This window comes from Leptolyngbya sp. FACHB-261 (assembly GCF_014696065.1).
GTDB lineage: Bacteria > Cyanobacteriota > Cyanobacteriia > FACHB-261 > FACHB-261 > FACHB-261.
The window spans coordinates 237,020-262,772 of the sequence record NZ_JACJPL010000027.1; the positions used below are offsets into that span (position 1 = coordinate 237,020).

The 25,753-nt window shown below is 50.7% G+C and carries 26 protein-coding genes; 15 read left to right on the forward strand and 11 right to left on the reverse strand.

Annotation, left to right across the window (positions count from 1 at the left end; translation table 11 throughout):
- Positions 1-40: 40 nt before the first annotated feature.
- Positions 41-985 carry a heme-dependent oxidative N-demethylase family protein gene (locus H6F94_RS20695; protein ID WP_242041308.1) on the forward strand — a complete coding sequence of 315 codons (945 nt, stop codon included), beginning with the start codon at positions 41-43 and terminating at the stop codon, positions 983-985.
- A 5-nt stretch (positions 986-990) separates the two neighbouring features.
- On the opposite strand, the gene H6F94_RS20700 is transcribed toward H6F94_RS20695, so the two are convergent.
- The 5 genes from H6F94_RS20700 to H6F94_RS20720 all read right to left on the reverse strand — a co-directional run bounded on the left by H6F94_RS20700 (position 991) and on the right by H6F94_RS20720 (position 4,780).
- Positions 991-1,599: a methyltransferase domain-containing protein gene (locus H6F94_RS20700; protein ID WP_190804152.1), complete on the reverse strand. Its 609-nt coding sequence runs from the start codon at positions 1,597-1,599 to the stop codon at positions 991-993.
- Between the two features lie 46 nt (positions 1,600-1,645).
- Positions 1,646-2,497, reverse strand: a complete 852-nt coding sequence (locus tag H6F94_RS20705; RefSeq protein ID WP_190804153.1) for an alpha/beta fold hydrolase — start codon at positions 2,495-2,497, stop codon at positions 1,646-1,648.
- Between the two features lie 103 nt (positions 2,498-2,600).
- The gene (locus H6F94_RS20710) at positions 2,601-3,473 is read right to left on the reverse strand and encodes a cytochrome c biogenesis protein CcdA (protein ID WP_190804154.1); all 873 of its coding nucleotides are present in this window, start codon (positions 3,471-3,473) and stop codon (positions 2,601-2,603) included.
- 112 nt (positions 3,474-3,585) lie between these two features.
- Entirely contained in the window at positions 3,586-4,461 is an 876-nt protein-coding gene (locus tag H6F94_RS20715; protein ID WP_190804155.1) for a glutaredoxin family protein, read from the reverse strand.
- A gap of 121 nt (positions 4,462-4,582) precedes the next feature.
- On the reverse strand, positions 4,583-4,780 hold the full coding sequence (locus tag H6F94_RS20720; RefSeq protein ID WP_190804156.1) for a hypothetical protein: 198 nt from the start codon (positions 4,778-4,780) through the stop codon (positions 4,583-4,585).
- 551 nt (positions 4,781-5,331) lie between these two features.
- On the opposite strand from H6F94_RS20720, the gene H6F94_RS20725 reads away from it, so the two are divergent.
- Complete coding sequence (locus H6F94_RS20725; RefSeq protein WP_190804157.1) at positions 5,332-5,553, forward strand: hypothetical protein; 222 nt, start codon at positions 5,332-5,334, stop codon at positions 5,551-5,553.
- 225 nt (positions 5,554-5,778) lie between these two features.
- Here H6F94_RS20725 and H6F94_RS20730 read toward each other — a convergent pair whose 3' ends face one another.
- A complete protein-coding gene (locus H6F94_RS20730) occupies positions 5,779-7,833 on the reverse strand; it encodes an ATP-dependent DNA helicase (RefSeq protein ID WP_190804158.1) in 2,055 nt (684 codons plus the stop codon).
- 63 nt (positions 7,834-7,896) lie between these two features.
- Between H6F94_RS20730 and H6F94_RS20735 the strand changes: the two genes are divergently transcribed.
- Positions 7,897-8,166, forward strand: coding sequence for a DUF6737 family protein (locus tag H6F94_RS20735; RefSeq protein ID WP_190804159.1), 270 nt, complete (start codon positions 7,897-7,899; stop codon positions 8,164-8,166).
- Between the two features lie 17 nt (positions 8,167-8,183).
- On the opposite strand, the gene H6F94_RS20740 is transcribed toward H6F94_RS20735, so the two are convergent.
- On the reverse strand, positions 8,184-9,524 hold the full coding sequence (locus H6F94_RS20740) for a proton extrusion protein PcxA (RefSeq protein WP_190804160.1): 1,341 nt from the start codon (positions 9,522-9,524) through the stop codon (positions 8,184-8,186).
- 245 nt (positions 9,525-9,769) lie between these two features.
- Here H6F94_RS20740 and H6F94_RS20745 point away from each other — a divergent pair, with 245 nt between their 5' ends.
- The gene (locus H6F94_RS20745; RefSeq protein ID WP_190804161.1) at positions 9,770-10,045 is read left to right on the forward strand and encodes a hypothetical protein; all 276 of its coding nucleotides are present in this window, start codon (positions 9,770-9,772) and stop codon (positions 10,043-10,045) included.
- A 202-nt stretch (positions 10,046-10,247) separates the two neighbouring features.
- On the opposite strand, the gene H6F94_RS33050 is transcribed toward H6F94_RS20745, so the two are convergent.
- The gene (locus H6F94_RS33050; RefSeq protein WP_277878137.1) at positions 10,248-10,370 is read right to left on the reverse strand and encodes a hypothetical protein; all 123 of its coding nucleotides are present in this window, start codon (positions 10,368-10,370) and stop codon (positions 10,248-10,250) included.
- Between the two features lie 12 nt (positions 10,371-10,382).
- On the opposite strand from H6F94_RS33050, the gene H6F94_RS20750 reads away from it, so the two are divergent.
- The 10 genes from H6F94_RS20750 to H6F94_RS20795 all read left to right on the forward strand — a co-directional run bounded on the left by H6F94_RS20750 (position 10,383) and on the right by H6F94_RS20795 (position 21,346).
- A complete protein-coding gene (locus tag H6F94_RS20750; protein ID WP_190804162.1) occupies positions 10,383-10,889 on the forward strand; it encodes a universal stress protein in 507 nt (168 codons plus the stop codon).
- Complete coding sequence (locus H6F94_RS20755) at positions 10,862-11,353, forward strand: hypothetical protein (protein WP_190804163.1); 492 nt, start codon at positions 10,862-10,864, stop codon at positions 11,351-11,353. Before H6F94_RS20750 ends, H6F94_RS20755 begins: the two co-directional genes overlap by 28 nt.
- 264 nt (positions 11,354-11,617) lie before the next feature.
- Entirely contained in the window at positions 11,618-11,875 is a 258-nt protein-coding gene (locus H6F94_RS20760; protein WP_190804164.1) for a GlsB/YeaQ/YmgE family stress response membrane protein, read from the forward strand.
- 530 nt (positions 11,876-12,405) lie between these two features.
- Positions 12,406-14,283, forward strand: a complete 1,878-nt coding sequence (gene uvrC, locus H6F94_RS20765; RefSeq protein ID WP_190804165.1) for an excinuclease ABC subunit UvrC — start codon at positions 12,406-12,408, stop codon at positions 14,281-14,283.
- Positions 14,284-14,753: 470 nt separating this feature from the next.
- Entirely contained in the window at positions 14,754-14,933 is a 180-nt protein-coding gene (locus H6F94_RS20770) for a replication restart DNA helicase PriA (protein WP_190804166.1), read from the forward strand.
- Positions 14,934-15,024: 91 nt separating this feature from the next.
- Positions 15,025-15,453, forward strand: a complete 429-nt coding sequence (locus H6F94_RS20775; RefSeq protein WP_190804167.1) for a heavy metal-responsive transcriptional regulator — start codon at positions 15,025-15,027, stop codon at positions 15,451-15,453.
- Positions 15,454-15,985: 532 nt separating this feature from the next.
- Positions 15,986-16,966, forward strand: coding sequence for a glycoside hydrolase family 19 protein (locus tag H6F94_RS20780; RefSeq protein WP_190804168.1), 981 nt, complete (start codon positions 15,986-15,988; stop codon positions 16,964-16,966).
- A gap of 187 nt (positions 16,967-17,153) precedes the next feature.
- Complete coding sequence (locus tag H6F94_RS20785) at positions 17,154-18,890, forward strand: lipase family protein (RefSeq protein ID WP_190804169.1); 1,737 nt, start codon at positions 17,154-17,156, stop codon at positions 18,888-18,890.
- Positions 18,891-19,036: 146 nt separating this feature from the next.
- Positions 19,037-19,582 (forward strand): pyridoxamine 5'-phosphate oxidase family protein, encoded by a 546-nt coding sequence (locus tag H6F94_RS20790; protein ID WP_190804170.1) that lies wholly within the window; start codon positions 19,037-19,039, stop codon positions 19,580-19,582.
- 186 nt (positions 19,583-19,768) lie between these two features.
- Positions 19,769-21,346: a hypothetical protein gene (locus H6F94_RS20795; protein ID WP_190804171.1), complete on the forward strand. Its 1,578-nt coding sequence runs from the start codon at positions 19,769-19,771 to the stop codon at positions 21,344-21,346.
- Positions 21,347-21,384: 38 nt separating this feature from the next.
- On the opposite strand, the gene H6F94_RS20800 is transcribed toward H6F94_RS20795, so the two are convergent.
- The 3 genes from H6F94_RS20800 to H6F94_RS20810 form a co-directional block, all read right to left on the reverse strand.
- Positions 21,385-22,512, reverse strand: a complete 1,128-nt coding sequence (locus H6F94_RS20800) for an alpha/beta fold hydrolase (RefSeq protein WP_190804172.1) — start codon at positions 22,510-22,512, stop codon at positions 21,385-21,387.
- 151 nt (positions 22,513-22,663) lie between these two features.
- Positions 22,664-24,073 carry a sensor histidine kinase gene (locus H6F94_RS20805; protein WP_190804173.1) on the reverse strand — a complete coding sequence of 470 codons (1,410 nt, stop codon included), beginning with the start codon at positions 24,071-24,073 and terminating at the stop codon, positions 22,664-22,666.
- A gap of 58 nt (positions 24,074-24,131) precedes the next feature.
- A complete protein-coding gene (locus H6F94_RS20810) occupies positions 24,132-24,587 on the reverse strand; it encodes a gamma-glutamylcyclotransferase family protein (RefSeq protein ID WP_190804174.1) in 456 nt (151 codons plus the stop codon).
- Between the two features lie 539 nt (positions 24,588-25,126).
- Here H6F94_RS20810 and H6F94_RS20815 point away from each other — a divergent pair.
- Entirely contained in the window at positions 25,127-25,465 is a 339-nt protein-coding gene (locus tag H6F94_RS20815) for a hypothetical protein (protein WP_190804175.1), read from the forward strand.
- Positions 25,466-25,753: the final 288 nt, after the last annotated feature.

The following is a 25,753-nucleotide window of genomic DNA, read 5'->3' on the forward strand; positions in this document are numbered from 1 at the left end:
CAGCCAGCAAGAGCTAGCAAAAGCTATTCCATAAGTCATTATGCAAAACAATAGCGCAAGCCCAACTCAACCCATTTATTTGCCATTTGCCGACTGCCCATCTACCAATGGGCAGTGGCAAAGCCGCATGAGTCTTCTGCCACTCGACCTATCATCTTGGATTGAGATTGATGAGCATTTTGCGGCAGAATTAGAGCTAAAGAACCAGCTCTTGCAGCAGCGTCATTCAGAAGTTTTTGCGAGTTTAGCAGACAGTGAGTTCGGCCAGAGAGAAGCTCTAGACCTGCTGTTGCAGCATCTGCTTCAAACCTTTCCTCAACACTACAGTTGCAAGGGACCAATCATCGAGAACCATCTGGCAGGCCAAACCTGGCAACGCGAAGCGTTTGCAGCTGCGCCTCTGGATTTAGCTGGACGTTTAGTGCAAGAGGATCTCTGCTTGATGCAACCTAGTCCGCAGGGTTACGTTCTAGCGGCGGCATCAGTTTGCTTTCCCTCGCGTTGGTTGCTGCGTGAAAAGTTGGGCCGACCCATGAGTCAAATCCATCAGCCAGTTCCAGCCTATCCAGAGCAATTGGAGCGACCTGTTGATCGTTTTTTTAATTATTTCAAAATCGACAAACCAGTTTGGCGTTTGAATTGGAGCGTCACTGATTCTCCCGAGCTTTTTCTATTGCCCCGTCAGAATCAGTCGCCTGTGGACTCCCAGGCCAATTCGCAGATTAATGCTACGAACGCAGGAGAAAATCTTTGGATCCGAGTGGAACGTCAAACCCTGCGACGTCTGCCCCAGACTGGCAACATTCTGTTTACGATTCGCACTTATGTCCAGCCCCTTAAGCGGCTAGAAGCAAAGCCCAAAGCAGCCCAAAATCTCGCAGCCATTATTCAGCAATTGCCAATCAATATGCAGCGTTACAAAGGCATCACACCGATTCGTGAGGCATTGCTGGGTTATTTAGCCCAAATTAAAACTAGCAATTGAAGCAATTAAATTGATTCCAGCGGCTTGAGCCGGAACTGGCCTATATGTTCCTCACCTTGGCGTGCCGGTATAGAGTTCAGGTTAGGAGTAAGACTCAAAATTTCAAAATCGGCCCGGAAGTATTGCTGAATCTCTTCAGACGTCACGCCAAAGGGAGGACCACCTGGTCGTTGGTGTGTAAAAAACAAACCCAGCAGTTCACCTTGAGGCCGCAGCAGAGTGCGCACTAAGCGAACATAGTCGGGTCGTTTTTCGGGGGCAATAGCGCAGAAGCAAGTGTGTTCGACAACATAGTCAAACTGATTTTCAAACTCGGGGATCAGCTCAAAAATATCGCGCTGCAAAAACTGAGCAGAACTTCCAGCTGCCTGCGCTAAGGCTGTGGCCGCAGCAATGGCAGAGGGGGCAAAGTCAAAACCAACAACCTCAAAGCCTTGGTCTGCGAACAGCAGAGCATCGTAGCCCCGCCCACAACCGAGCACCGCAGCTCGACCGGGTTTAGGTTTGGCAGCCTGTAATAGCTCCACTAACGGCGGTGCAGCTTGACCTAAATCCCAGCGGAGCGTGCCTTGCTGATAGTACGGCTCCCAAAAAGTTGCTTCCTCGACAGACAAGACAGTAACCCTATAAAGTTCTCAAAAGCCTTTTCTAAATCATTTTCTAGATCGATTGTCGCCGCAAGAACGGCAGTAGCACCTCAGAGACTTTTTCATGCCAGTCTTCTTGAGGATAGTGCCCGACTTCTTCTAGTTTGGCCAATTCAGCATTTTGGAGCAGGCTGGCAGATTGCTCCGCCATACTGAGCGGCAACCAGGGGTCTGCCAAGCCCCAGATCAGCAGTGTGGGATGCTGCCATTGCGCAAAGCCAGTTTCAATTTCGGCAGTTGCTTTTGGCAGTTGTAGATTGCGTACGGTTGCCAGCAACGAGCGACCCGCTGCTGAACTTTTGAGAAAGGGGCGACGATAAACATCTAGATCTGTCGCGGCGACCTGGTACTTGCCACCCCCCTCTAGGGTCCGGTCCACCAACAGCGGATCTTGGGTCAGCATCTCTCCGGCCAGAGGCAAAGCCAACTGTTGAATTCGCCAGGGCAGTTTGGTGCTGCTGCTTAGAGGTGCGTTGCAAATGGCTAAACGCTCAATCTGCTCAGGATGACGCAAGGCATACTGCAAGCCCACGGAGCCGAGAAATCCCTGAAGGACCAGCGAAAACTGTTCGATCTCTAGAGCTTCGAGTAACCCGCCTAGGGCAGTGATGAAGCTATCGGGGGTGTAGGCAAAGTCTCGTCGGTCCGGTTTGGCTGAAAGACCAAAACCAATCCAGTCTGGTGCAATCGCTCGAAAGCCTTGCTCTGCTAAGGCAGGCAAGATGTGCCGCCAGCCGTAGCTCAGCGAGGGCAGGCCGTGCAGTAGCAAAACTGGGGGTCGGTCTAAGGGGTTATTCGGCTTGGCTTCTCGATAAAACCACTCCAGCGCACCGACCTGAATCGAGCGCTCCTCTACTACTGCCATTGCTACTTCGCCTTGCGTCCAGTGGTTTGAGCTTACCGCCCTCTGGATCCCCAGCCAAGTATTAATAAGTATTAGTGCCCAAGTATTAATGCCAGCCAGGCAGCTAGCTCGCTAAGGCCAGTGCCCAGCCAATACCCGTGACCAAGTAGTAACTGCCCATCAGCACCAGTGCCACACTACCGAAGCGAAGAATGGCCTCAGAGTAGTTCAACAAAATACGCGTCTGCTTGAGCAAGCCTGCAAACAAACTGGCTAGAAAAATCACGGCGGTGTAACCCAGCGCGTAGCTCACCATCGCTAGGGTGCTTTGCATGGGAGAGCCAGTGGCCGCAGCAGCCGCTAAAACCGAAAACAGCACTGGACTGGTGCAAGGCGAACTCACCAGTGCGAAGGTTAGCCCCACACCATAAGGTCCCGCTAGGGATGCGCCAGTCGGGGTTGGTGGCAGGGGCAAGCGCACCAGACCAGCCAAGCTCAAGCCCATCAGCAGAACGATCAGACCCACGGCGATTTGAATGTAGCCTCGAAACTGTACCAGGACTAAACCAGCCAGAGACGAGAACAGGCCGAACAGGCTCAGCACCGTCACCACACCCAGCACAAAAGCGCCAGCTTTCAGGAAGGCGTCCCAACGGGAGCTGATCTCACGAGTACCGATATAGCTAAGGTTAACTGGCAACAGCGACAAGATGCAGGGCGAAAGGCTAGCAATTAAACCACCGCCAAAGGCCAGAGGAATCAAGACCAACGGGTTCTGGTTTGTCTGCTGTCCTAGCCAGGGTTGATAGCTGTCTTCTAGGGCGAAGACCAGAGCCTCAACGGCGTGGGGAATCGCTCCGTTTTGAACTCGCCCTGCCAGCATCAGCAGCCAGGCCGTTAGCCCACAGAGCAGCGCTGGCAGCAGAAACTTCGAGCCGATCTGCTGGGCCAGTTTGAGCGAGAACGGTTTCGGAGCGAGCCGTTTAGTGCGGGTCATAGGGTTCCAAGGGCATCACACCGGAGGCAGGGGGCAGTCAGTTGTCTCCGGTGTCCAGTGGTCTGTTATCTGTCTGCTATCTAGGAATGAGTGGGAGCAGGGGTCAGGGCTCTCAGTGGTCAAAGTCGCGTGGCCCTTGATAACCAGACAAATTGGCAAGCTCTTCTAGCGAACGCAAGCCTGGATAAATCTGGCCCTGAATCTCCCAGGTTGGATAGCTGCTCACACCTGCTTTGACGCAGAGGTTGGGCTGCGCATTTTGCCCCTGGGGATCGCACTCAACGTAGCTGATTTGAGCCACCGCTTCTGTGCCCAATAACTCTTTCTGCCGCTGACAATAGGGACACCAGAAAGTGCCGTACATTTTGGCACCCATCTGTTTGAGGTGAGTTGCTAAAGCCACCTTGGGCGCTGCTACTGCTAGGGTTGGCGTGCTGGTTGCAGCTGGGGAAACCATGGGTGTAGGTGCGACCGATGGCTCAAGGGGTGGCGGCGCAACCGGCGGTACGGCTTTGACCGGGTTAGCCGGAGGCTCCATTTGCAAAACAATTCGAGGCGCAGAACGGACAGCAGGACGGCTGGCAGTTTGAGCGCGTTGGGGAGTGGCGGGGGGATTAGCTCTGGTCTGAACTGGTTTAGTCTGGCTTTCAGCTCTAAAATGACCAGAGGTTTGACCAGCCGTTTGACTAGCTGTTTGACTGGCCGTTCGACCAGAGCCAGCAATGGCAGCTGCGCCAATGTCGGGGTCCTCTGTTGGCTGAGGAGATAAGCTCGGTTCTGCCACAGGAGGCAAGCTAGCCTGAGCAGTAGCTTGTGGCGTAACTCTCGAGGCAATGGGAGTGGTGGCGACTGGCACAGGGACAGTAGCCGGAGCGAGCGTAGCCTGAGGAGGCTCGTTAGCGGAACAAGCTCCTAGCAATACCAAAAGGGCCAGAGTGCTTGACCACCCGGTTGGCTTGCCTGGAATCTGCCAGGGGCGATGCTTCACGAGGAGTGCCTAGGCGATGGGGATTGATGACGAGATTACCCCTATCGCCGTAGACTTTACCACCCCTCGGGCGTCATTTTTGTCAATCTACACAATGGTAGAAATACTTCTGCACAGTTGCTCAGTCCGAAAGCCGGGGGTTGAGTGGCTTCAGAAACAGAAAGAAAACGAAGAATAAGCTAGAAACAAACAGCAAAGCTAAGGTTTGAGCCGACGGCCAGCTCAGGACAGCAAAAATCCGGTCAGAAATGCCGAACACGAAGCCAGAGACGCCAGTCCACCAGAACCCGGTACGGATAGTATGAAGCTCTTTTGACATAACGTCACAAAAGTTAAAGCTATTAGGTCGATGATAGCTAAAGCAAAAAAGAAGCTGCCTACGTACGCAGGTAGAGAAGACCGTCCGTTCGTCTCTCGTAGGGTACAGGCGCTTCGGCTCTGGCTCAGCGTGGGCCAGGAGGTTCAGTAAGGGCAGTGCCTTGTGTCTGCCTGGCAAGACTTGAGGCAACACCTTGAGGCAACCCAGGGGTTTGCCTATATAAACATCAGACTTCCAAGGGCAAGGTCAAACTTTGGCTCTGGTTCTTGATTTCTGCTGCCAGGTGCGATGTGTTTTTTGCCAATCCGGCGATATAACGCCGCTTGGGAGGGGATCTGCCTCCCAGGCGACTAACTCCCAAACTGACCGGCAGTCTGGAAGCTGAGCGAATTTTACTCAGCCCCAGGCTTCACCACAACGGCACGGGGGGCTTTGCCGAAGGATGGGGACGCTTCATAACCGTCCCCTAAAAACCATGACTCAAGCTCTTTAGGAGTGTGCATAATCATGCGCCCAGTTTTTGTTGCCAAAAATCGGGAGGTTCAACTCCCATGAACCCAGTTGACGGACCCAGTTTCAGCGAGAGCGACTTTGAAATTCTGGTCATCCTGGTCGAGCGCTACACCTTGTCTACGGTGATTGCTGCGCTCAGCCGCATCTGCCTGCGCTGGGCAGAACGCACGGAGATCATGGTGCAAGGTCGAGACGCGATTAGAGAATGGCGCAAAGACGCTGGCACCCTGACCAAAGCGCTAATCCAGCTTCACCACTAAACTGCTCAGCCAGCACCACTCACAGAGAGTTCCCCAGCTCTTTGAGTTGGGGGCTCCACTCCTCTTTTGAGTCCCCAACTGGCTACAGCCTCAGTTCAAGGGACAAATTTGTCGTTCAAAGCAACGCTGGTCTCACTCTGGACCCCAGCAGTCTCACTTTGAACCGCTTTTGATGAGACTAGACAGACTCCAAACACCAATAGTCTCGGTACCTAGCAGACCCCGCTAACGCTGCGGCACGGGAATCCCTTGAGTAACCAGGGGCAAATACGCCAAAGACTCCAGAATCTTGCGTCCATAAGCTTTGCTCAACAGACGAGGATCCAGAATCGCCACCACACCCTTGTCACTGCCCGACCGGATCAGCCGCCCACTGCCCTGACGTAGACGCAAAATCGCACTGGGCAGCGCCAACTCGCTAAACCATTGGTCACCGGCCCGCTCGCATAGCGCTGTCCAAACTGGATCGCCAGGAGACTCGAAGGGAATGCGGTTGATTACCACCGCCGAGAGACCAGAAATACTCACACCCTCCCAAAAAGAGCCTGTACCCAGCAGAATGCCCTGCTCGGTATGCCGCAGCCAGTCAGTGAGCAAAGCAATACTCATCTGGCCCTGGGCGCGGATCTCCACTGGCAGCCGCCCCGACAGCCAAGCCTGAGCCTCCTGCATCGCAGCATAGGCCGTGAACAGACATAACATCCGGCCCCCAATGCGTTCATAGAGTCTCTGGATCGACTCTAAGCTGGCCTGGGTGTAGTCAGGTTGGTTGGGTAGGGGCAAGCGAGTGGGGATGTATAGACGAGCTTGCTTGGTGTAGTCGAAAGGACTGGCATAAAGCTCGCTGGCCGTTTCTGGCGGTAGCCCCACCTGCGCCAGAAAAAAGCCAAAGGGCTGCTCTCCAGGCACGGCTAAAGTGGCGCTCATCCCAATTGGTGGAAAATCCTGCCAGATGCCTCGACGCAACAGTTCCCCGGTATCCAGCGGCGCACTCACGAGATAGCCAGTGGGATCCAGATAATGGCAAAAATCGGTGCGATTGCGATGCAGCCTTAGGTGCTCGGCAGTGGTAATCAGAGCACTGCTGACCCGATCGAACAGTGTCTCAAACGCGGCAACTTGGGACTGAGCGTCAGCCGCTGCGCCATCGTCCGCAGCTTCCAGGGCTTTGTCGAGTTGAACCTTGAGGTCGCGCAGATGACCACCACCCAACGACAGCACCTTATCGCGCAAGCTCTCGGTAATGCTCAATAAAGGTTCAACTTCTGAGGGGAACTGCCGCAGCAGTTGTGGCGCTTTAAGCTCTGCCAATCCCAGGATTTTGTAGAAGGATTCAATGCTGTCTTCAAAACTCTTGAGTAGTTTGAGCAGCTCAGCATTCTGACCCAGCGTCGTGTCTTTGAGCAGAGCTTGCTGCAGGCGGCGGGTTCGATGAGGCCCCAACTTTCGGGCAAGTTGATCGCGAGCAATGGTAGGCAAGTGATGCATTTCATCCACGATCAGCCGGTGGTAGCTCGGGATCACGGAGCCGCCCGCTACTAAGCGATCGACCACCAACAGATGATGAGTAGCAATGAGAATGTCTGCCTGCTCCGCTTCATGACGAGCCTGGTAGTAGAAACAGCTGTCGTGGTGGGGACAGAGGCGGCGAAAGCAGTCTTCACGGTCGGAACGGACATTGGCCCACATGTCCTCGGGCATTGCGAAAGTCCACTCATCGCGATCTCCTCGAACCGAGGCTTGCTGCCACTCGTCGAGACGGCTTAGAGCTGCCAATTTCTCCGATTCGAAGAAAGTGGCAAACTCGTTCTGCACAGCCTGCAAGCGTCGCTTCGAAAGATAGTTCTGCCGTCCCTTGACCAAGACCACCCGCAGATCGCTGACCAGGCCATGCCGCTGCGCCACGGGTTCCACTGCGGCACGGACGACGGGCACATCTTTGTTTAGGTACTGAGCCAGCAGGGCCAGGGTGCCGGTGCCCACAAACACCCGGAAGCTCTTTTGATTCCGAGCCAGGGAACGTTCGCGCAAGGCCCACAATCCGGCCGGGATCAGAGCCGCCAGACTTTTGCCCGTGCCCGTACCGGCCTCCGCCACCAAAGGTCGGTCTTGCTCTAAGCTCTGGGCAATGCGCAAAGCCAGGTCGAGCTGGGCAGTTCGGGGCTCGTAGTCCGGCAGAATAGCCGCCAACTCGGCAAACGCCTCACGCACCAGTTCCTCTAAATCGGGAACTGAGTCCGGTGGGGTATAGGTTCGTTCGCGTTCACGCTGGCGGGCCATTCCCCCATACTATGGGCTACAACTGGGTCTAAACGCTTTACAACGACCCTGTGTCTGGCCTTCATGTCTGAGCCCCAGTTTGATCCCCAGTCTAAACTTGAGTCTGAGGTTGCCAATCCCTGGTCCCACAAACCCTGGTGGTGCCAGCCTTGGTCAATTGCGCTCACGGGCTGTGCCCTGATTGCTGGGGCCTGGTCTCTATTCGGTACGCGCTGGCCCTGGGTGTTGCTATCCGCAGGGGCGTCCACTCCCGTTTTAGTGTGGATGGGATTCTTCCTGTTAGTCTGGCCGCGCTTAATGCGGTCTAGCAATGGCTTGAACGATGAACTGTAGGTTCATGAGCCTTGTCCCTACTCGTTCATATTCCTGTAGGTTGCCACTGCCGAAGGCGAAATCTGGTTGAGGTAACGAAAAATCCAGTATTTGAAAATGGCATCTAGAATCACGGGAAAAGTAGCGATAAATAGATAAATAAAATCTCGGTTCTCCGGCAAACCGAAATGGTGCAAAGTTGATTCTAGTAAGACTTCCCAGCCGTGGGTGGAGTGAAAGCCAACAAAGATATCTGTAAACAAAATAATTAGAAAGGCTTTAGCACTGTCACTCAAGCCATAGACCACATCATCCATGAAAGATTTGAGGGCTACAATCCCTCGTCTACTCGTGACTAGCACCGTGGCAAAAGCTCCAGCTGCTAGCAAATCCGAAAAGATATTTGTGAGCCCTTGTGTTCTGACTGCGTTATATTCTTCTGCAATCTCAACGGCTTTTCCCCTCACTCGTGCTTCCATTTCTTCAGAAGACAGTTCAGGAGTCTCGTTAATGAGGAATTGAAACCTCAGTCTCCTTTCAAAGTGCTCTAGTTCATCTAAAGTCTCCTCTTCCAAATCAAGATTGTGCGGAACCTCTAGCCTTTCTGTATCAGCAAAGTGGTTGATGATGGGCCCAACCAGAAAATTCTTAGAGAGTTGCTGGGTCAGCAACGGCACAATCAAGAGCAGTGCCAGCAGCCGGAGGGCAACAGTGGTCCTAGCCCGGGAGAGCCGAAAGTCTCTAACCACTTCCTCTTCAGAACGGGGATCAAGCTCCCGACGGAAACGATTAGCAGTCCTAAAAATTGATCGGGGCAGAAAACTAGTTTTACCAGAGTTAATCTTCGTGTTCGTATCAGCACTGGCTGTTGAGGAAGCTGTTGAGGGAATTGGTTTTCTCTCAACCTTTTCGATGGGTATCGGCTCCGCCTTGACCAAACTCGAATTCTTAGGCACTACCGCTGGCTTGGCAGCATAACGAGCCAGAACTTTATCGACAAACCTTAGTCTCTGTAAAACGGTGTTGGGCTCGGCTCTGACCTCCAGTATTTGTTGGTCAGCTCCGGTCGAAATTTGAGTTTCACCAATCTGAGTCGTGCTTTGTCCTGTCGCTTCAACAATGGAATTACTGGCTTTAAACTCCGTCAGTCCTAACTTGACAGTCCTTAAATTCTTGCGCAGTTCCGCCTGAAAATAGGCAGTCACACTGTCGCCAGAATCAGCGTGGACAGGAATTTTATTGCCATCAAAGTGTTCATCTTCAATTTTTTTAATTACCAGAGCTGCATGGTAGGCTCGCTCCAAGGACCGTTCAGGAGTTCCCAGCAGCCACTGATTGGCAAAGCGAAGATACTTCTCAACTCTTGCGAAGATTCTCATAGCAAAAACTTTGAGGGCAATTCGATCATGACAGTTCAGCCCTGGTTTTAACGTTCAGGAGCTTCAATCAAGCAAAAAATATGAGCGTTTTTTGACGTTTAAACAGTTCTTGCACCCAAACTTTGAGACAGATCAACAAAGGTTGATTTGGCATATGTCGTCCCGACGCACACAGAGGTTCTATACAGAGGACGATAAAATGCCTACGCAGTTCAAGTAAGCGCCTTTTTTCTTGGGATCAGCCTATGCACATCGTCGTTCTGGTCCTAGTTGAGGTTCTGATTGTGATCAGTCTATCGCGGCTGGTCGGTTTGGCGTTCCGCTGGATTCGTCAGCCTCTAGTGATCGGCGAGATTGTAGCTGGAATCATGCTAGGCCCTTCTCTGTGTTGTGCCTATCGCCAACCCAAGTACGCAACAGGGCTTACTCAAGCTAGCAACCGCCTTGGCAGGTTTCCGATTACAGCCCTCGGCAGTCTAGCTGCTCAGCCTGATCGAGTTACCTCAGGAACACAGCTTTGAGGCAACGCCTGCCGAGGTTGACCGCTGGTTAGGCCAGCGCCGTGAGCAGATGCAACAGTTAGTTGCAGCCGCGATCTCACCCGAGACTTCAAGCCCTACATCAGCCACGCCATCGCATGCACCGAAGATTTACCCACTTGTTTAAGTTGCAGATGATGTCGCTCAAGAAGCTTGTCAAATCGCTCTGGTTGAACGGGCTGACTTAATTGTTGTGGGCTGGCACCGTCCCACCTTTAGCAGTAATCGCCTGGGAGGGCGGGTTGGCTAAATTCTCAGTCATGCCCAAACTGATGTAGCTGTATTTGTTGACCGGGGCAGCAAGCATCTCCGGCGTCTCTTGGTTCCCTACGCCGCTGGTGTGCATGACGATTTGGGCCTAGAGCTTGCCTTACGCCTACTTATGGAACATGACGACTGTACATTGACAGTCCTGCGAGTGAGGGAACCTGGGGAGCAGGAACCTGAGCTGAGCTACGAATTCCAAACCGTTCTCGCCCAGTTACCCGAGGCTTTGCGGTCTCGGGTTTCGACTCCAGTCACAGAAGCAAGCGATCCCTTGGCCACTGTGGTCAAGGCCTCAACTGAGGCTGATCTGACAATTGTTGGTGCTAGCCGAGAGTGGGGACTAGAGCGTCAAACGCTGGGTCGCCACGCCGATGAATTGGCTGTGGAATGCAAATCGTCCCTGTTGATTGCCCGCAAGTACAGCGGCGTCACTTCCCACATGGCCTCTGTGATGGTCGGCATTCGTCATCCAAACTTTCACCCCCTGATCAGGCTCAAGAATCTCCCCACACAGAACTCTGACAAATCGCTATGGATCACTTCAGCCCTAAATCTCTAGCCTTCTATACCGTGGCTATTGGCTCAGTTGTCGTCCTTTTTAATGTAGTCACAGCTTATGGAGAAGCCAATCTAAAAGCGCCTGCCGAGATGGAGGGTCGCTATCGTCTGAGCAGCAATAATTTACCCAACTGCTTGCAGCAACCCATTGTGCTGTTTATTCAGCAATCCGGTGTTTACCTCAATGCTGGTTTGGAAGCTGCCCCAACAGCCACTACCCCAAGCACCAATTCCACTTCCAGCAGTGAAGCGCCTCTACCCTTATCGGGGCATTTGCAGAAGGGACAGTTTTGGCTAGCTGGTTCCACCTCAGCAGCGTTGACCTGTACACCCACAACAGCCCTGCGTTTGGAGGGAACGAGCAGTGGCAATCAAATCCAGGGACAACTTCAGCTGGGCGGGGCAGAAACAGAAACGTTCTCAGGGCAGAAACAGTCTTCCCCAGAAGTAACAGAAAGCCACTGACTTTTGACTTTGACTTTTTTCTTGAGGTTTACGTTAACAGCCAGTTTGAAAGACAGAAGGCTGGTTTGATTAGCTCATTGACTGGCTCGCTATCTGGCTCGCTGCCTGGCTCACTAACTGGTTCACTAACTGGCCCATCAACTGTCTAATTCATTAGCTCATTCATTGGCCAGTTCAGATTGTTTCTTGCGATAGAGAGAGACTTTGGACCAGCTTGCTAGTCTCTTCAGTGATGAGTCATTCGCTTGGGAAAGCTACTGCGTCATGAGTATTCTGTCTTGGATCATCGTTGGTCTTCTAGCAGGCGCAATTGCCAAGGCAATTTATCCTGGCCCTCAGGGTGGTGGGATTATAGGCACAATCATTTTGGGCATTATTGGTGCCTTGGTTGGCGGATTCGTTGGCAGCAACTTGTTCGGAGTCGCTCTCACCGGCTTCTCACTAAATACCCTACTGATTGCAGTACTTGGCGCAATAATTGTAATCTTCCTATGGAGCTTGGTTACTCGGAGTGCTGCCTAAAACTCAGTAAGCTTTGAATTCAGATTCAGGCCATAACTAGGTGCTAGGCAAATATAGGCTGAGCAGTTTAGACTACTCAGCCTTGTGGCTTCTGTAGCAATCTCTGCCACAGAGCAATACTAAAACCAAGCAACACTAAAGAAACATCATTTAACACTAATATTTTATTTGACACTAATTTTGATGCTGAGTCTGAGGCTGTCCCGCATTTAGTTTGGCTTGCAGTCATGACTCTTAATTATTAAAATTCACCTCTCATAGCTGCTTGGTTAAGTTGCTTAGTTGGTCATTAAAAGTTTCCAATTGGTTATTCTCTTTTTAAATTAAAATTTAGTTAACATCGGCACTTTCAGCCACGCCAGCCATCTCAACTTCAGCCATAATCAGCCATAAGTAGATCACAACTGAATAGCTCAAGAGGATTCAGTTCGGAATTCTCACTCTACCCGGCGTACTTTGCCCCCTCCAATTCAAAACCCTGGCGTTGATAATGGAAGAGTCTGTGTAGCTCCCCCATCAACGCTGCGCCTGTGACTGCTGCCCCCCAACTCCAACCACTGGTCAAAGACCCCGAACGCCTCGAAGGTCGGCTCAAAGAGATCCCGCCAGAGCCAGGGGTCTATATGATGCGCGACCTCAGCGATCAGATCCTCTACATCGGTAAGTCCAAGCGTCTGAGGTCACGGGTGCGCTCGTACTTCCGCAACGCTTGTGATCTGTCCCCCCGGATTGCCATGATGGTGAAGCTGGTCGCGGAGATCGAGTTTATTGTCACAGACAGCGAGGCTGAGGCGCTCGCACTTGAAGCTAACCTGATCAAGCAGCACCAGCCCTACTACAACGTGCTGCTCAAGGATGACAAGAAGTATCCTTACCTCTGCATCACCTGGTCTGAGTCGTACCCTCGAATTTTCATCACTCGCCGCCGCAATTTAGGCAACGCTAAAGATCGTTACTACGGCCCCTACGTTGATGTGCGAGCGTTGCGCAGCACTCTCAATTTGGTCAAGCGCATTTTTCCGTTGCGTCAACGCCCCAAACCCTTGTTTGCAGACCGGCCCTGTCTCAATTACGATTTGGGCCGTTGTCCTGGTGTCTGCCAAAAGCTGGTTAGCCCCGAAGACTATCACAAGATCATGAACAAGGTCGCCATGATCTTCCAAGGCCGTACGGCTGAGCTGATTGATGCCCTGAGCGAACAGATGCAACAAGCAGCGGAGAATCTAAACTTTGAGCTGGCCGCTCGGGTGCGTGACCAAATTCGTGGGCTGGAGCAGTTGGGCACCGACCAGAAAGTGGCTCTGCCCGACGACACCATTTCGCGCGATGCCATCGCCTTAGCAGCCGATGAGCAGCACGCTTGCATTCAGCTGTTTCAAATCCGCGCTGGACGACTGGTTGGACGCTTGGGCTTCGTTGCCGATTCTCAAGGAGCTGAGCCGGGTATGATTCTGCAGCGGGCGCTTGAAGAGCACTACCGCTCGGTAGAAGCTGTTGAAATTCCAGCTGAGATCTTAGTTCAGCATGACTTGCCCGAAACCGACATTCTGGCTCACTACCTGTCGGAGCAGCGTGGGCGCAAGGTTACGATCGTTGCCCCTCAGCGCCAGCTCAAAGCCGAACTGATTGAAATGGTGGAGCGTAATGCCACCTACGAACTAGCTCGCACCCGGCGTTTCGCCGACCGTAATGCCCAGGGCATGCAAGCTCTGGCCGAATTGCTAGACCTGCCCGATCTACCTCACCGCATCGAAGGCTATGACATCTCCCACGTTCAGGGGTCTGATGCCGTCGCTTCGCAGGTTGTATTTATAGACGGCTTGCCTGCCAAGCAGCACTACCGTCACTACAAAATCAAAAATCCCGCTGTCACGAGCGGTCACTCTGATGATTTCGCCAGTTTGGCTGAGGTCATCCGGCGTCGGTTCCGTCGCTATGGCGAGGACCCCAGCAAGGAACGGGTGGGTAACCCTGATTGGCCAGATCTAGTGATGATTGACGGCGGCAAGGGCCAGCTATCAGCCGTGGTTGCTGTCCTTCAAGAGTTGGACTTGCTACAAGAAGTCAACGTCGTTAGTCTCGCGAAGCAGCGAGAAGAGATTTTTCTGCCCGGTGAGTCACAGCCGGTAGACGCTGACGCTGAGCACCCAGGCGTTCAACTAGTGCGTCGCTTACGGGATGAAGCGCACCGCTTTGCCGTTAGCTTTCACCGTCAGCAACGCACCGCTCGTATGCGCCGCTCGCGCTTGGATGAAATTCCAGGACTAGGTCACCATCGCCAGAAGCAGCTTTTGGCAACGTTCCGCTCTGTCGATTACATCCGAGAGGCGAGTGCAGAGCAGCTTGCTGGAGTCCCTGGCATTGGACCGAAACTGGCTGAGCAGATCTACGAGTATTTCCATCCTTAAAAATTGATTTTTTCTTAATATTTCTGTCTTAGCCACACTTTTGGTTTAGTGGAATAGATCTACGCATCCATCTATAGACCCAGACACAAATTTCGTTTTGTATCAAAAACAAAGAATTTGTATCGAAATTAACTGGATGTACCTAGAACAAAGTCAAGTTTATGTGTAGCTTTGTGGCGAAAAGCTTGACCCTTGGCAGAGATTTGAGCTTAAACAATATTTGAGCCTTCGACTACCTTTGCGGGGATCGCAGAGCTGATGGGCGATCCCCGGAATTATTGCCGTTGCTATTCCTGAATGGGACAGCCATAATGAGAAGGTATACTTAGTCGAGCGTTTGCTTCGACCTTTCTGAGAGAAGCGTAACTTTAGATACACATTGTCTCAGATCATTTAGTTGTTTAAACATGAACGCCCTTTCTAACCCCCCTGTCCTTATTCCACTTTTTGATAGTAGTGAGACTTTGAAAATGCGTACTTTTCAGACCGTTCGATGCCCTAACTGCGGTAGCCTTGCTGAGCGGGACCATCTACTGGCAGCGCAACACATTCGCACCCAGTGTGAAACCTGCGACTATTTGATGATTACCTGTTCGCAGACCGGCAGGGTCGTCGAAGCTTACGCGCCAGGTATTCCGTCACGTCGCTAGGTTCACGTCGCTGAGTTGTATGGCTGAGCCATTGTCCAAAGGTCCTCTGCGCTTCGTACAATAGGAAGTCCAAGTCTCTGGGGAAGCACAGATGACCTGTACAGATAGCCAGTCCCGCCTCAAGATTGGGCAGATTGCGCGAGAGAGCGGCCTATCGGTGAAAACCATCCGCTACTACGAGGACATGGGCCTGCTCAGCCCAACTGTGGATCGAACCGAATCAGGCTACCGTATCTTCACCTCTGATGTATTGGTGCGCCTGTCATTCATTAAGCGAGCCCAAAAGTTGGGCTTGAGCCTGGAAGAAATTCAGCAAATCCTCCAGGTCTACGACTATGGCAACTTGCCTTGTAGTGAGGTAAAGCACCATCTAGAGGCCAAAATTACTGAAGTAGAGCGTCGTATCCAGGAACTCTTGACACTCAAGCAAGAGCTCCAAGCCCTACTTCAAGGTTGGCAAGACACCCCACCCCACGAAGTTGCAGCACGGACTATTTGCCCCAACCTGCAAGCTAGCTGACCTCTGATCGCCTGCCCTTTAATGCAGGCGATTGTGTGCAAAGTAGACAAAAAGTGCCTATAGCCATGTGCTAGGGGTTGTTGGTAAACACGTTATCAGAGCCCATTTTTTCGTGCCTCGCTCTTGGCAACCTGTTTTTATAACTTAAGAAATAACTGCACTCAACAAGGTATTCGAGCTAACCTTGCTTGGTTTAAATCAGTCAGATTTGATTCAGCTATTTTCACCGTTTAAGCAAATTTGCCTTGCGGTTATTTTGCTTAATATGTACAACCCTTAAATATTAAAAAATGACTAGAAATGCAGCTACATTTTGGTTGAATGTGATATAACTTAGCTAAATCACTAAAAATGGCTTCGTTGGGCCACTGATCAGTGGGCATTGCCTCTGCCTAGTCTTTGTTTTCTTAATTACTTACAGCTGTTACAGCTCTGTTAGTACAAGCTAGTGAAAGCAAGGGCTTATAGGAAACCGTAAAGGCAATGAACACTCAGTGCTTGTTTGTGTGTTCACCCATTTACAGCAATTCCTATGTCGCCGATGAGTATTGCTGAGCTGAAGACCTATCGTCAGCTCGGCCTAGATCGTTTGGAACAGTTGTTACTAGCGCTGCCAGAACAGCCAGACCCAGCAGATTACTTTGTAGACGACTACATTCGTCTTTTGTCGAATGCCTCACCTCGGCCAGCCAATAATCCTCCTTACGTGGGGCTATACGGGTCAGGGAAGACTTTAGACGAGTATCGAGACATTGCGACTGACCGGTTACAAACACTGGCAATGCCATTACCTAAGGTCGATACGGTTGATGCCAAGACAGATTATATTCGCCTTCTGTCAGACCTACCGGCGCGGCCTCAGAGTGTAGATCCTTATATCAATTTGTTCAAGTTGCCTGATGAAACTGCCGAGGTCAAAGATCTGGCTTCTTCCTCAGCATCGCCCGTCCCAAGTGCAACTAAAACCTATGTAACTGCTGACCAGGTTCTAAAAATTGTTGGCTCACAGAACCTGGAGAGCCGGATTAAGTCGTTGATCCCCGGGCTGAATGCAACGCTCGACAAGTTTGAGATCAACACCGATTTGAGAATTGCCCATTTCTTGGCGCAAATCATTCACGAGAGCGGCGGTTTCCGATGGATCCGTGAGATTTGGGGACCAACCGATCAGCAAAAAAGGTACGATCCCCCCTCGCGTTTAGCCACTATGCTTGGCAACACCCATGCAGGCGATGGCAAAAAGTACATGGGGCGCGGGGCTATTCAACTCACAGGTCGCTCCAACTATCAACAGTTTTCCAATGCGATAGCGGTAGATTTCGTCAGCCATCCTGAGTGGGCAGAATCGCCTCAGTACGCAATCATGGTGGCAGGCTGGTACTGGAAGACTCGCAAAATTAATCTGCCTGCCGATTCTGACAATGTCGTGCGCGTTACCCGCCTGATTAATGGGGGCACCATTGGTCTAGCCGAACGCAGGAAGTATCTCGATCGAGCTAAGCAAGTCATTTAGGAAAGCTTAACGGCTAGGAGATACCGCTGATAGGTGCTTCCTGGCCGTTCGAAATTAAGTGACTCAGTTCTCCAAGCGTGAGCATTGCTTGGAATGCCCTCGGCTTGACCCCGACTTAAGCTCGACTTGACCCCTGTAAAAGTAAACCTCTCAGCCAATCTCCCCGCTAAATCCCCAGCTAAACTCCATGAAACTCAAGCTTCTGGCAGTCACCCTGTTGGCATCTATTTGTCTGACCGCCCCTGCAAAAGCCCAGCCCTTACCAGACCCTGTTCTGCTTGATGTTCCTCCCAGTTCCTCGGACGCTGGTGAGGGATTCTGGCATGAGGCCAAGCCCAGCGACCTGATCCTCTTGCTGGCAGTTCTAGGAGCTTTTGGTGCGCTCTACATTCGTTTTCTGCAGTACAAAAAAGAGCAGCAATGGCAACGGGCTCAGTTCGCAGAAAAGAACATCCATGAAATTGTCAGAGAGCCGGAGCTTCAAAAAGATATTGGCAAAGTTCTAAAAGCGCTCTCTTCAGGACCACGGTTCAGAACAGAGATCTTAAGAGTGACTAATGGAAAACTCTATGAAAATGAAGAAATTGCCCCAAGCGAGGCTAAAGTACCCCAAGAGCCATTGAACACAAAGCCGGAGGAAAAGCCAGAAGACGGGCCTTCCCCGCTCGATCAGTTCCTAGAAACCTTGGAGCGAGTAGACCAAGTCGTCGAGCAATTTAATGGTTCTAAACTGGTTTCGCCAACCGATTTTCTTCCCTTCCTCACTCAATGGCTTCAGCCTATTGCTGACCGCACCTATAGAAGTAAAGACTCAGACTTTTACGAAAGGCTGTTTGACTATATCGACGAGAATGGGTACAGCGGCGTCCAAAGATTATTTAAGCGCTATGGTTACTCAGTTCTGCCCTCGCCTTACGGCAAATTCAGGTTCTATCCGAACTTGAATCCCCAGTTAAAATCTGAGTTTTGCCTTGGGACTAAACAGTCCAGCCAGAAGCCAACACTTGAAGAGATTGGTGAGCAAGTTCAGTGGTTTGAGAACGCTCTATCATTTGCTAAAATGACGAGCCTAGTATATGAAACAGAAGACTATATTGAAGACGTTGGTAAAGGCCGCCGATACAAGTGGGGGTTCAAAGAGTTTCGGTTCTTTGATGATCCGAGGACAGGCACCCAAGCCTTTGCAATGGCCAATGACAAGACAGTAGTTGTAAGCTTCCGAGGTACAGGCGAACTTATCGATTGGTTGACCGATGCCAGAATCAAGAAGGTTCGCTTTAAAGCCCCTCCGGAAGGTCCAATTCAAGGTCGAGTACACCGAGGTTTCCAAGCCGCCTGGTTATCTGTTGCTGATGAAATTCTGCCTTGGGTCAAGGAGCAGAGAACTCCAGAAAAGACTCTCTGGATCGCAGGCCATAGTCTAGGAGCAGCTTTGGCTACGCTGGCCACGGCTACTCTAGAGAATGAAGGGCAAACGGTCAACGGCCTTTACACCTTTGGCCAGCCACGCACAGGTGGCCCCGGCTTCGTGAAATCCTTCAATGCAGTTTGCGGGGACAAGACTTTCCGCTTTGTGAACAACAATGATGTGGTGCCGCAAATTCCACCTGCTCAGTTCCTCTATGGACATGTTGGTAAGTTGATGTATTTTGACGTTAATGCCAACCTTCAGTTCGATAATACAAAATGGGGGGCAATTCTTCTCGATCAACTGATTGGTCGGTTTGCTAGCACAACTGAGCCTTGGACGGACGGCATTTTGGATCACATGATCGGTAACTATATCGACCATCTTCAACGGAACCTTAGCAAGCTGAAGCTTATTCAAGAGAAGCAGGCAGAAAAGACCAATCCCCCAATCGGTGATAAGAAGCCATGGGAGCAATCCATAATATCCCCTACTGGTGCTAGTACACCCAGCTGATCGTCAGTTTTACCTCCCTCAAATCCCCTGAAGTTCGGCTAAATCCAAGAACTTCAGGGGATTTTTGCCGTTTAAAATCTGCAATCTCACCAGTGACTAGTGTAGGATTGGGTTCCAATGTTCAGGGAGATATCAAGGAGCCGTTCATGGCGAAGTTCTATCCCAAGCTCAATGAGACACTACGTGGATTCATTGGGCAGCAGAAGATTTTTTTCACTGCCAGCGCAGCCGATCAAGGGCGAGTCAATCTGTCGCCCAAGGGAGTAGATACCTTACGCTGCCTAAGTGACGAAGCGGTAGCCTATTTAGACTTGACTGGCAGTGGCAATGAAACAGCAGCTCACCTGTTGGAAAACGGTCGCCTAACCATCATGTTTTGTAGTTTTACCGAAAAGCCCTTGATCCTGCGTCTGTACGGGCAAGGCCAAGTAATTCGCCCTAGGCATCAAAATTGGCCAGAGCTACATGCCCATTTTCACAACTGCCCTGGCGAACGACAAATTATTCTACTTAATATTGAGTCTGTGCAAACCTCTTGTGGTGCTGGGGTTCCCCTGTACGAATACCAGGGTGAACGTCAAACCATCATTGAATGGGCAGAGAAAAAAGGAGAAGAGGGTCTCTCTAAGTACTGGCATGAGAAAAATCAAGTCAGCATTGATGGTCTACCCACTAAACTACTAGCCGATTAATCAAGGTTGATTTAAATTCGATTAGCCTGCCAATCAGCTACAACCTATCATGACTTTTTACAACGAAGGCCAAGCTTGTGCGAGTTAGTGAAATAGAATGCCTTAGAATATCTGCTAGCGATATTTGCCAGCACGAAAAGTGCTGATACACTCAGGACATTAGACACCTGAAAAGGGGAGAAGGGCATGGGTTTACCTTTTATTTTAGATATTGCCATTGGCTTAATTTTTATTTACCTTATTTTGAGTTTATTAGCCTCTGAGATTCAAGAATTACTCACGACAGTTTTTCAATGGCGTGCAGAACACTTGAAAAAATCGATTGAGATATTGTTAGGTGGAGGCAGCGATACGCCAGAAGACGATAAGGTTACTAGGCTTGCCAATAAACTTTATAACGATCCATTAATTAAAAATATCAACCAAGAGGCTAAGGGATTATTCATCACTTTGCCACGCAAGCTCACTTGGTGGATTGGTAGAACTTATCGGTCCCTAAGGGCGTTGATCCCAGGTACCAAGCGACGGGGAAGCATTTTTGGCAAGGATGATTCTGGTAGAGATAGACAGAGTGGTCCCTCCTACTTGTCGGCTGAAACCTTTGCAAGCACTCTGTTGGAAACTCTAAAACTGCCAACAGTTGTCCAAAAGTTGAGCGAGTTCAATCTAGAGAGTTTCAAGAATGAACGATTGCTCCAAGAAATTAGGAACCGGCTACAAAACTTAGAAAATGAGAACAATGAGTCTCAGCGCCCCTTCCTAGACCTTGCCCTTCAAGGTTTGGACAAACTAGAAAGTGACTTCAGCAGAATCATTGAGGACTTTAAAAACAACCGAGCGCCTTTAATTGCGACTGTCGACCGTATCCAGGAAAAACTGGATCTTTACATCACGAAGATTCGCACCGATCCAGAGGGCGAACCGGTGTTTTGGGAGTACCTTGAATCCCTTAAGCAAGATATTTTTGGCAACACCAATGGCGGCAGCAACATCGAGAAAAGCATTTTGCTCACCAGCTTAAAACCGAGCATGAAAGAACTGCTAGAAACTTATAAAGCCATCAAAGAAAAAGACACCGACAACCCTAATTACCAAAAGCTGCAAGGGCTTTACGATGACCTTCAGCAAACGATAGAAGCGCTACCCACCTCTGTGCAAGAAAGCCTTGCAGTTTTGGCAGAGCGGACTGAGGCAAGAGCCCTCGAGACTAGTGGCGATTTGAACCAGTTGCGGCAGGAAATTGCCCATTGGTTTGACCGCTCAATGGAACGGGCCTCTGGTGTTTATAAACGCAATGCTAAAGGGGTTGCAATTTTGATTGGCTTTTTGATTGCGGCAGCTACTAATTCGGACACATTTCACATTGTCACTCGACTGTCTAAAGATTCCGATCTACGCAGCGCAGTGACCCAAAACGCGGGGCAAATCATAGCTGATAATACTCAAGCTGGCCCCGTTGATTTAAATGCAATCAAAAGCCAAGTCGATCAAGTCCTGAATGATATTCCCCTACCCATCGGCTGGGATCCAGTCAACCGGCAACAACAACAGCAGGAAGGTCAGTTCTTAGGCTTACCAGGGCTTAAGAGATTTCTGGGCTGGCTGATCAGTGGCATAGCCATTTCCATGGGAGCATCCTTCTGGTTTGACTTGCTGGGTAAAGTTGTTAACGTTCGCAATGCAGGCAAGCCACCGGCATCCTCTGCCAATACCTCAAGAGACAATACTCCAACCGCAGATACCCTAAGCGCGAAAGACTATTAGCAAAGCTGGTAACTGCCAACTAATGCTAATCGTTAAGCCTAATAACTATGGGGCGGATTTGAGCAACTGGCACTGAACTGACCCACTATCTCACTGAAACGCTGGTTATGCTCCATCAACCCCATGTGACCGGCTTGTTTGAGGATGACTAACTCAGCTTCAGCCAGTTCTGCACTCATACGCTTACTGGCTGCCGGGACCGTGACGATATCGGAGTCACCCACAATAATCAGTACCGGAATCTGGATTTTTGGCAGCGTTGCCATTGCCTCATAGTCGAGCATAGCCAGGGTTCCCCGTGCCAAAACAGCAGGAGAGCCATGCAAGGACAACAAGGTTGAGAAGTTGAGTTGGCCGCGAGTTTCGGTGCCCCTAAAGCCGGATAACCACATGCTCAGATGCAAGGTGCCATTGAGATAATTCAGCCAGTTCATTAGCCAGACCAGAGGCCATAGACCAATCGTTAAATACAGCAGAGGCTTGAGCAGAGGTTGCTGGACAGCACGCAGAAAACGACTCAAGATTGCAGTCTTCACCGGATTCGTATAGGTCGTATCTACTAGGACCAGGCCAGCTACCTGTTGCCCCAGTTGATCAGGAAATAGCCGACAGAACGTCAGTACAATCATGCCGCCAATACTGTGACCCAGCAGGGTTACTGGCCTATCCTTGACCAAAGCCACGACCGCCTCTAGGTCACGGGCATATTTTTCGATTGAATAGTCTTGGTTCTTAGGTTTACTGGATTTTCCCAAGCCTGGCAGGTCCCAAACCACCAATCGAAAATGTTCACCCAATTGCTTCTTCACGTAGTACCAGATGGTGCTGTTCGGGCCCCAGCCGTGGGTGAGAATGAGTACTGGACCTTCGGCCGGACCGTAAAACTCCACCCGAATCTTACTGCCATCGGGTCGTTTTAGCATCTGGACCGTGCCATTGCGCGTTGGCTTCGGTTCATCCACACCCGGTCGCCGCAAGAGCAGCAGGAGTGGTAAGTGACCGGCTAAGGACCAGAGCACCAGCACGAGCCCAATTACAAGATAGAGGGTGCTATTAAGCTCGCCCTCGTACCATTCATAAAGGATATAGACGCCGCTGCCCAGTAGGGCAATAGACAGCAGTCCTAGCGGCCACATGAGCAGAAAATTGAGGGGCATGAATAGCATGAGCCATCACCTTACAAAAGGCGCACTAGCGCTGAGGGCATACCGAGATTAGGCTACACAAAGGCTAAGCAGAACTGCCTAGCGGGGTAGACCAGCGACAAGGGGGACGGCCAGAAGACAAGAAAAACTGGCGATGTTGCAGTCATTTCCTCTAGGCAGATTCTCTAGCAAGTGGCAAGGTTACGGTAAAGGTTGTGCCTTGATGCAAAGTACTATCGACTCGAATTTGACCGTGGTGATTTTCAACAATCGCCTGAGCAATCGCTAGACCCAGCCCAGTGCCGGTAGGCGCAGGCCGCAACTTGAGCGAAGAATTGGCAGGCTCAGAATTTTTGTGGCTACGGGCAGTATCAACCCGATAAAAGCGATTGAAAATGTGGGGCAAAGCTTCTGGTGAGATGCCGCTTCCCGTATCGCTAACCTGAATTTGCATCTGGCTCTGACCTGAGCGCTGAAGCGATAGACCCACTTCACCGCCAGTCGGTGTATGTTGTAGGGCGTTGCTGACTAAATTGGTAAACAAACGAGCCAATTGATCGCGGTCCCCGCAGCAGGCATAACAAGCTACCGGCTCTGCAGCTTTAACTGTGCTGAGTGGAGCTATTTGTAGGGATAGCTTTATCTGCTTGCTTTCGGCGGTAATCTGCTGTTCTTCAACAATGTCTTTTAACAAGATCTCTAAATTACAAAGCTGAGAATTTTGCTGGATGCCGCTATCGCTGCGGGCCAGGAATAACAGGTCTTCCACCAGACGCCCCAAGCGCCGCGTCAGGCGCTCGATCACTTCTAACTGGTGCTTCTGGGTGTCCCAATCTCGCTCCGACATGTCCAGGTCCATCAGAGCAACCTGAGTATTGGTCTGAATTACAGCAATGGGGTTGCGCAGTTCATGCGAGGCATCGGCAGTAAACTGGCGCAGGCGTTGATAAGATTCCCGCACGGGCTTCATCGCGAGCCCTGACAACAGCCAGCCGCAAACGGCCACCGTACTAATCATCACGACTAGCCCGAGGCTGAGTTCCAGCAGCAGCTGACGTGTGGGTTTGGTGACCTCGAACCAAGGATGACTCACGCGCAGATAGCCCAGCATCTGGCCGTTGATGCGCACAGGCTCGGTGATCTGTCGTAGCCAGGCTGCCTCCTTTTCTAGAACCCCATCCGACTTCACAGGTACCGTGCGCACATTGCGCTCGTAGCGTAGGGGAATCGAGGCAGAGGCGGGCAGGGTTGACCAGAGCTTTTCGCCCATTGGGCTAAACCACTCCAGATCAATATGGTCATCTTCTAGAAACTCAGCGTTGTCTCGAAAGCTGGCATCCAGGTTGAGCCGAATCCAGCCCGTTTGGTTATCCGCCTGCTCCAGGACTAAAGAGCGCTCCACCACTTCCACGACATGACTGAGGGTGTCATCCACCCGATCAATCAAAGTATCGCGCACATAGCCATAGACAACCGTGGCAAACACTAGCAGCAACACGGCAGTTACAGCGGTATACCAAAGGGCCAGACGACGACGAGTCGCCTGAAAAACTGTGTTTGAGCTTGGGACAGCCTTCTCCATGATCTTCACCCCCGTCCCAGGTCACAGGTCATGTTTACAACCTCATATTTTTACGAGCTCAATGGCTACAACCTTGCTGCCGATATTGAGACCAGTCCCCTGGAATTTGCCGAACCTTCAACTCCGGCGTAGTCTGTAAATACTGCCACAGACTAGGGCCAGCAACATAGGCTACAGCATCTAGCGTCGGCAAACTGACAACTTGATACAGGTTAATACCAATCTCTTCCAGAATATCCAAGTCTCGATAGACCTGTGCCCGCACCGCCTCCGGTAGATAAAACAGCTCCCCGACTACTGGATCAGCTTGGGATTGCAAAATAACAGCCGGATACAACGCTTCTACAGGGTCTTCAATAGCGTACAACTGCCCGTTGCAGGTGTGCCTTCCCCGATACTCAGCGCGCTCCTTCAATAGCCAGTGGTTGCGTTCTCCCTGGCGTAGGGTTCCGTAAACCCAAACTAAAGGCACCTGCCAGTGCTCCCTCGGTAAAGCTTGAGTTGATGCATCCATTGCCATCATGGCCTCAAATCTCTCCTCACATCTCTATTGATATCAACATTGATATCAACTAATACCGAGCTGATATTAAGGCTGATATGAAGATTGACAGAACCTACAGCCTGTAGCATTAGCCTCTTAACTTCTACCTAGCTTGATTGCTTTTGCTTAAGGCCACTGACCATAGAAGATAATATTTACGAAACTTGTAGTTTAACGCACATCTATAACCTGCATATAGACCGCACAGAACTCTTCCACCAATGATTAAAGAAACCCTAAAGAATCTTTAAGAAAAACCAAGGGTTGCTAAGCAGAGACTTATTTATCATATTTACCCTGATAGAACGACCGTAATTCTGAACCTACAATGTCAGATACTTTCGGCCGTTTCACGGAGGTCACATCCCAAAAAGAGAACTAAGAGGCTCACTAAGCCTGCCTCGCAACAACTCATTGGACACGATGATCTGTCTTAAGAGATAGGTAATCTAAGCAGAGGGTTTGTTTAGTATTGTGAAGTCATTCGACATAACTTCTAAGGAACTCCCATGACGACATCATCAACAGCCAATATCGACGCTACAATTTCTGCACTGCAAGGCGGACTAACCTCCGTACCTCCTAGCACTGCAGTAACAGTTATCGAGAACTTCGAGCAACAGCTACAAGGCCTGGATGACCCCGGTGCTACACGCATTGCTAGCAGCCTTACTGAGCTTAAGCAGCTATTGACTGGTGGTAACGCCAGTGGTCCTGCAATTGGTCAAGTACTAAGCCAACTGGGTACTCAAACCAGCAGTGCAGCTTCTAAGGCCGATTCAGGGCTCGCCAGCAAACTCACGCAACTGGGTGAACTGCTCTCCCAAGCTGGTAGCTCGCTCTCCTAAGTCAGTTTTAATAAGCTTGAGCTAATTCTAGCTGGGCCCGTAGCTAGATAACTTACACACTTGTCTGTTAAGCACTGTAGAGATGCATGAAATGGAGTTCCTCTATTGGCTTCATTGCGTTTGTCTCTACAGTGTTTGATTCAGCGATAGATTAAAGATAGCTAAAAGAATAGTTAAAAATCAGCTTGTTTTAAAGCCTTAGACACCGATAGAGATTCAAATAGAGATTCAAAGCACTAGAGCTGAAGCCTTGGGCATTGTAAAAATCAAAGCTAAAGATCAAAAATA

Bases quoted from the DNA above. Each gene is read 5' to 3' on its own strand.
- H6F94_RS20695 (WP_242041308.1), top strand. From the start codon at position 41: ATGCAAAACAATAGCGCAAGCCCAACTCAACCCATTTATTTGCCATTT.
- H6F94_RS20705 (WP_190804153.1), bottom strand. From the start codon at position 2,497: ATGGCAGTAGTAGAGGAGCGCTCGATTCAGGTCGGTGCGCTGGAGTGG.
- H6F94_RS20710 (WP_190804154.1), bottom strand. From the start codon at position 3,473: ATGACCCGCACTAAACGGCTCGCTCCGAAACCGTTCTCGCTCAAACTG.
- H6F94_RS20720 (WP_190804156.1), bottom strand. From the start codon at position 4,780: ATGTCAAAAGAGCTTCATACTATCCGTACCGGGTTCTGGTGGACTGGC.
- H6F94_RS20725 (WP_190804157.1), top strand. From the start codon at position 5,332: ATGAACCCAGTTGACGGACCCAGTTTCAGCGAGAGCGACTTTGAAATT.
- H6F94_RS20730 (WP_190804158.1), bottom strand. From the start codon at position 7,833: ATGGCCCGCCAGCGTGAACGCGAACGAACCTATACCCCACCGGACTCA.
- H6F94_RS20735 (WP_190804159.1), top strand. From the start codon at position 7,897: ATGTCTGAGCCCCAGTTTGATCCCCAGTCTAAACTTGAGTCTGAGGTT.
- H6F94_RS20740 (WP_190804160.1), bottom strand. From the start codon at position 9,524: ATGAGAATCTTCGCAAGAGTTGAGAAGTATCTTCGCTTTGCCAATCAG.
- H6F94_RS20745 (WP_190804161.1), top strand. From the start codon at position 9,770: ATGCACATCGTCGTTCTGGTCCTAGTTGAGGTTCTGATTGTGATCAGT.
- H6F94_RS33050 (WP_277878137.1), bottom strand. From the start codon at position 10,370: ATGCTTGCTGCCCCGGTCAACAAATACAGCTACATCAGTTTGGGCATG.
- H6F94_RS20755 (WP_190804163.1), top strand. From the start codon at position 10,862: ATGGATCACTTCAGCCCTAAATCTCTAGCCTTCTATACCGTGGCTATT.
- H6F94_RS20760 (WP_190804164.1), top strand. From the start codon at position 11,618: ATGAGTATTCTGTCTTGGATCATCGTTGGTCTTCTAGCAGGCGCAATT.
- H6F94_RS20770 (WP_190804166.1), top strand. From the start codon at position 14,754: ATGCGTACTTTTCAGACCGTTCGATGCCCTAACTGCGGTAGCCTTGCT.
- H6F94_RS20775 (WP_190804167.1), top strand. From the start codon at position 15,025: ATGACCTGTACAGATAGCCAGTCCCGCCTCAAGATTGGGCAGATTGCG.
- H6F94_RS20780 (WP_190804168.1), top strand. From the start codon at position 15,986: ATGTCGCCGATGAGTATTGCTGAGCTGAAGACCTATCGTCAGCTCGGC.
- H6F94_RS20785 (WP_190804169.1), top strand. From the start codon at position 17,154: ATGAAACTCAAGCTTCTGGCAGTCACCCTGTTGGCATCTATTTGTCTG.
- H6F94_RS20790 (WP_190804170.1), top strand. From the start codon at position 19,037: ATGGCGAAGTTCTATCCCAAGCTCAATGAGACACTACGTGGATTCATT.
- H6F94_RS20795 (WP_190804171.1), top strand. From the start codon at position 19,769: ATGGGTTTACCTTTTATTTTAGATATTGCCATTGGCTTAATTTTTATT.
- H6F94_RS20800 (WP_190804172.1), bottom strand. From the start codon at position 22,512: ATGCTATTCATGCCCCTCAATTTTCTGCTCATGTGGCCGCTAGGACTG.
- H6F94_RS20805 (WP_190804173.1), bottom strand. From the start codon at position 24,073: ATGGAGAAGGCTGTCCCAAGCTCAAACACAGTTTTTCAGGCGACTCGT.
- H6F94_RS20810 (WP_190804174.1), bottom strand. From the start codon at position 24,587: ATGGATGCATCAACTCAAGCTTTACCGAGGGAGCACTGGCAGGTGCCT.
- H6F94_RS20815 (WP_190804175.1), top strand. From the start codon at position 25,127: ATGACGACATCATCAACAGCCAATATCGACGCTACAATTTCTGCACTG.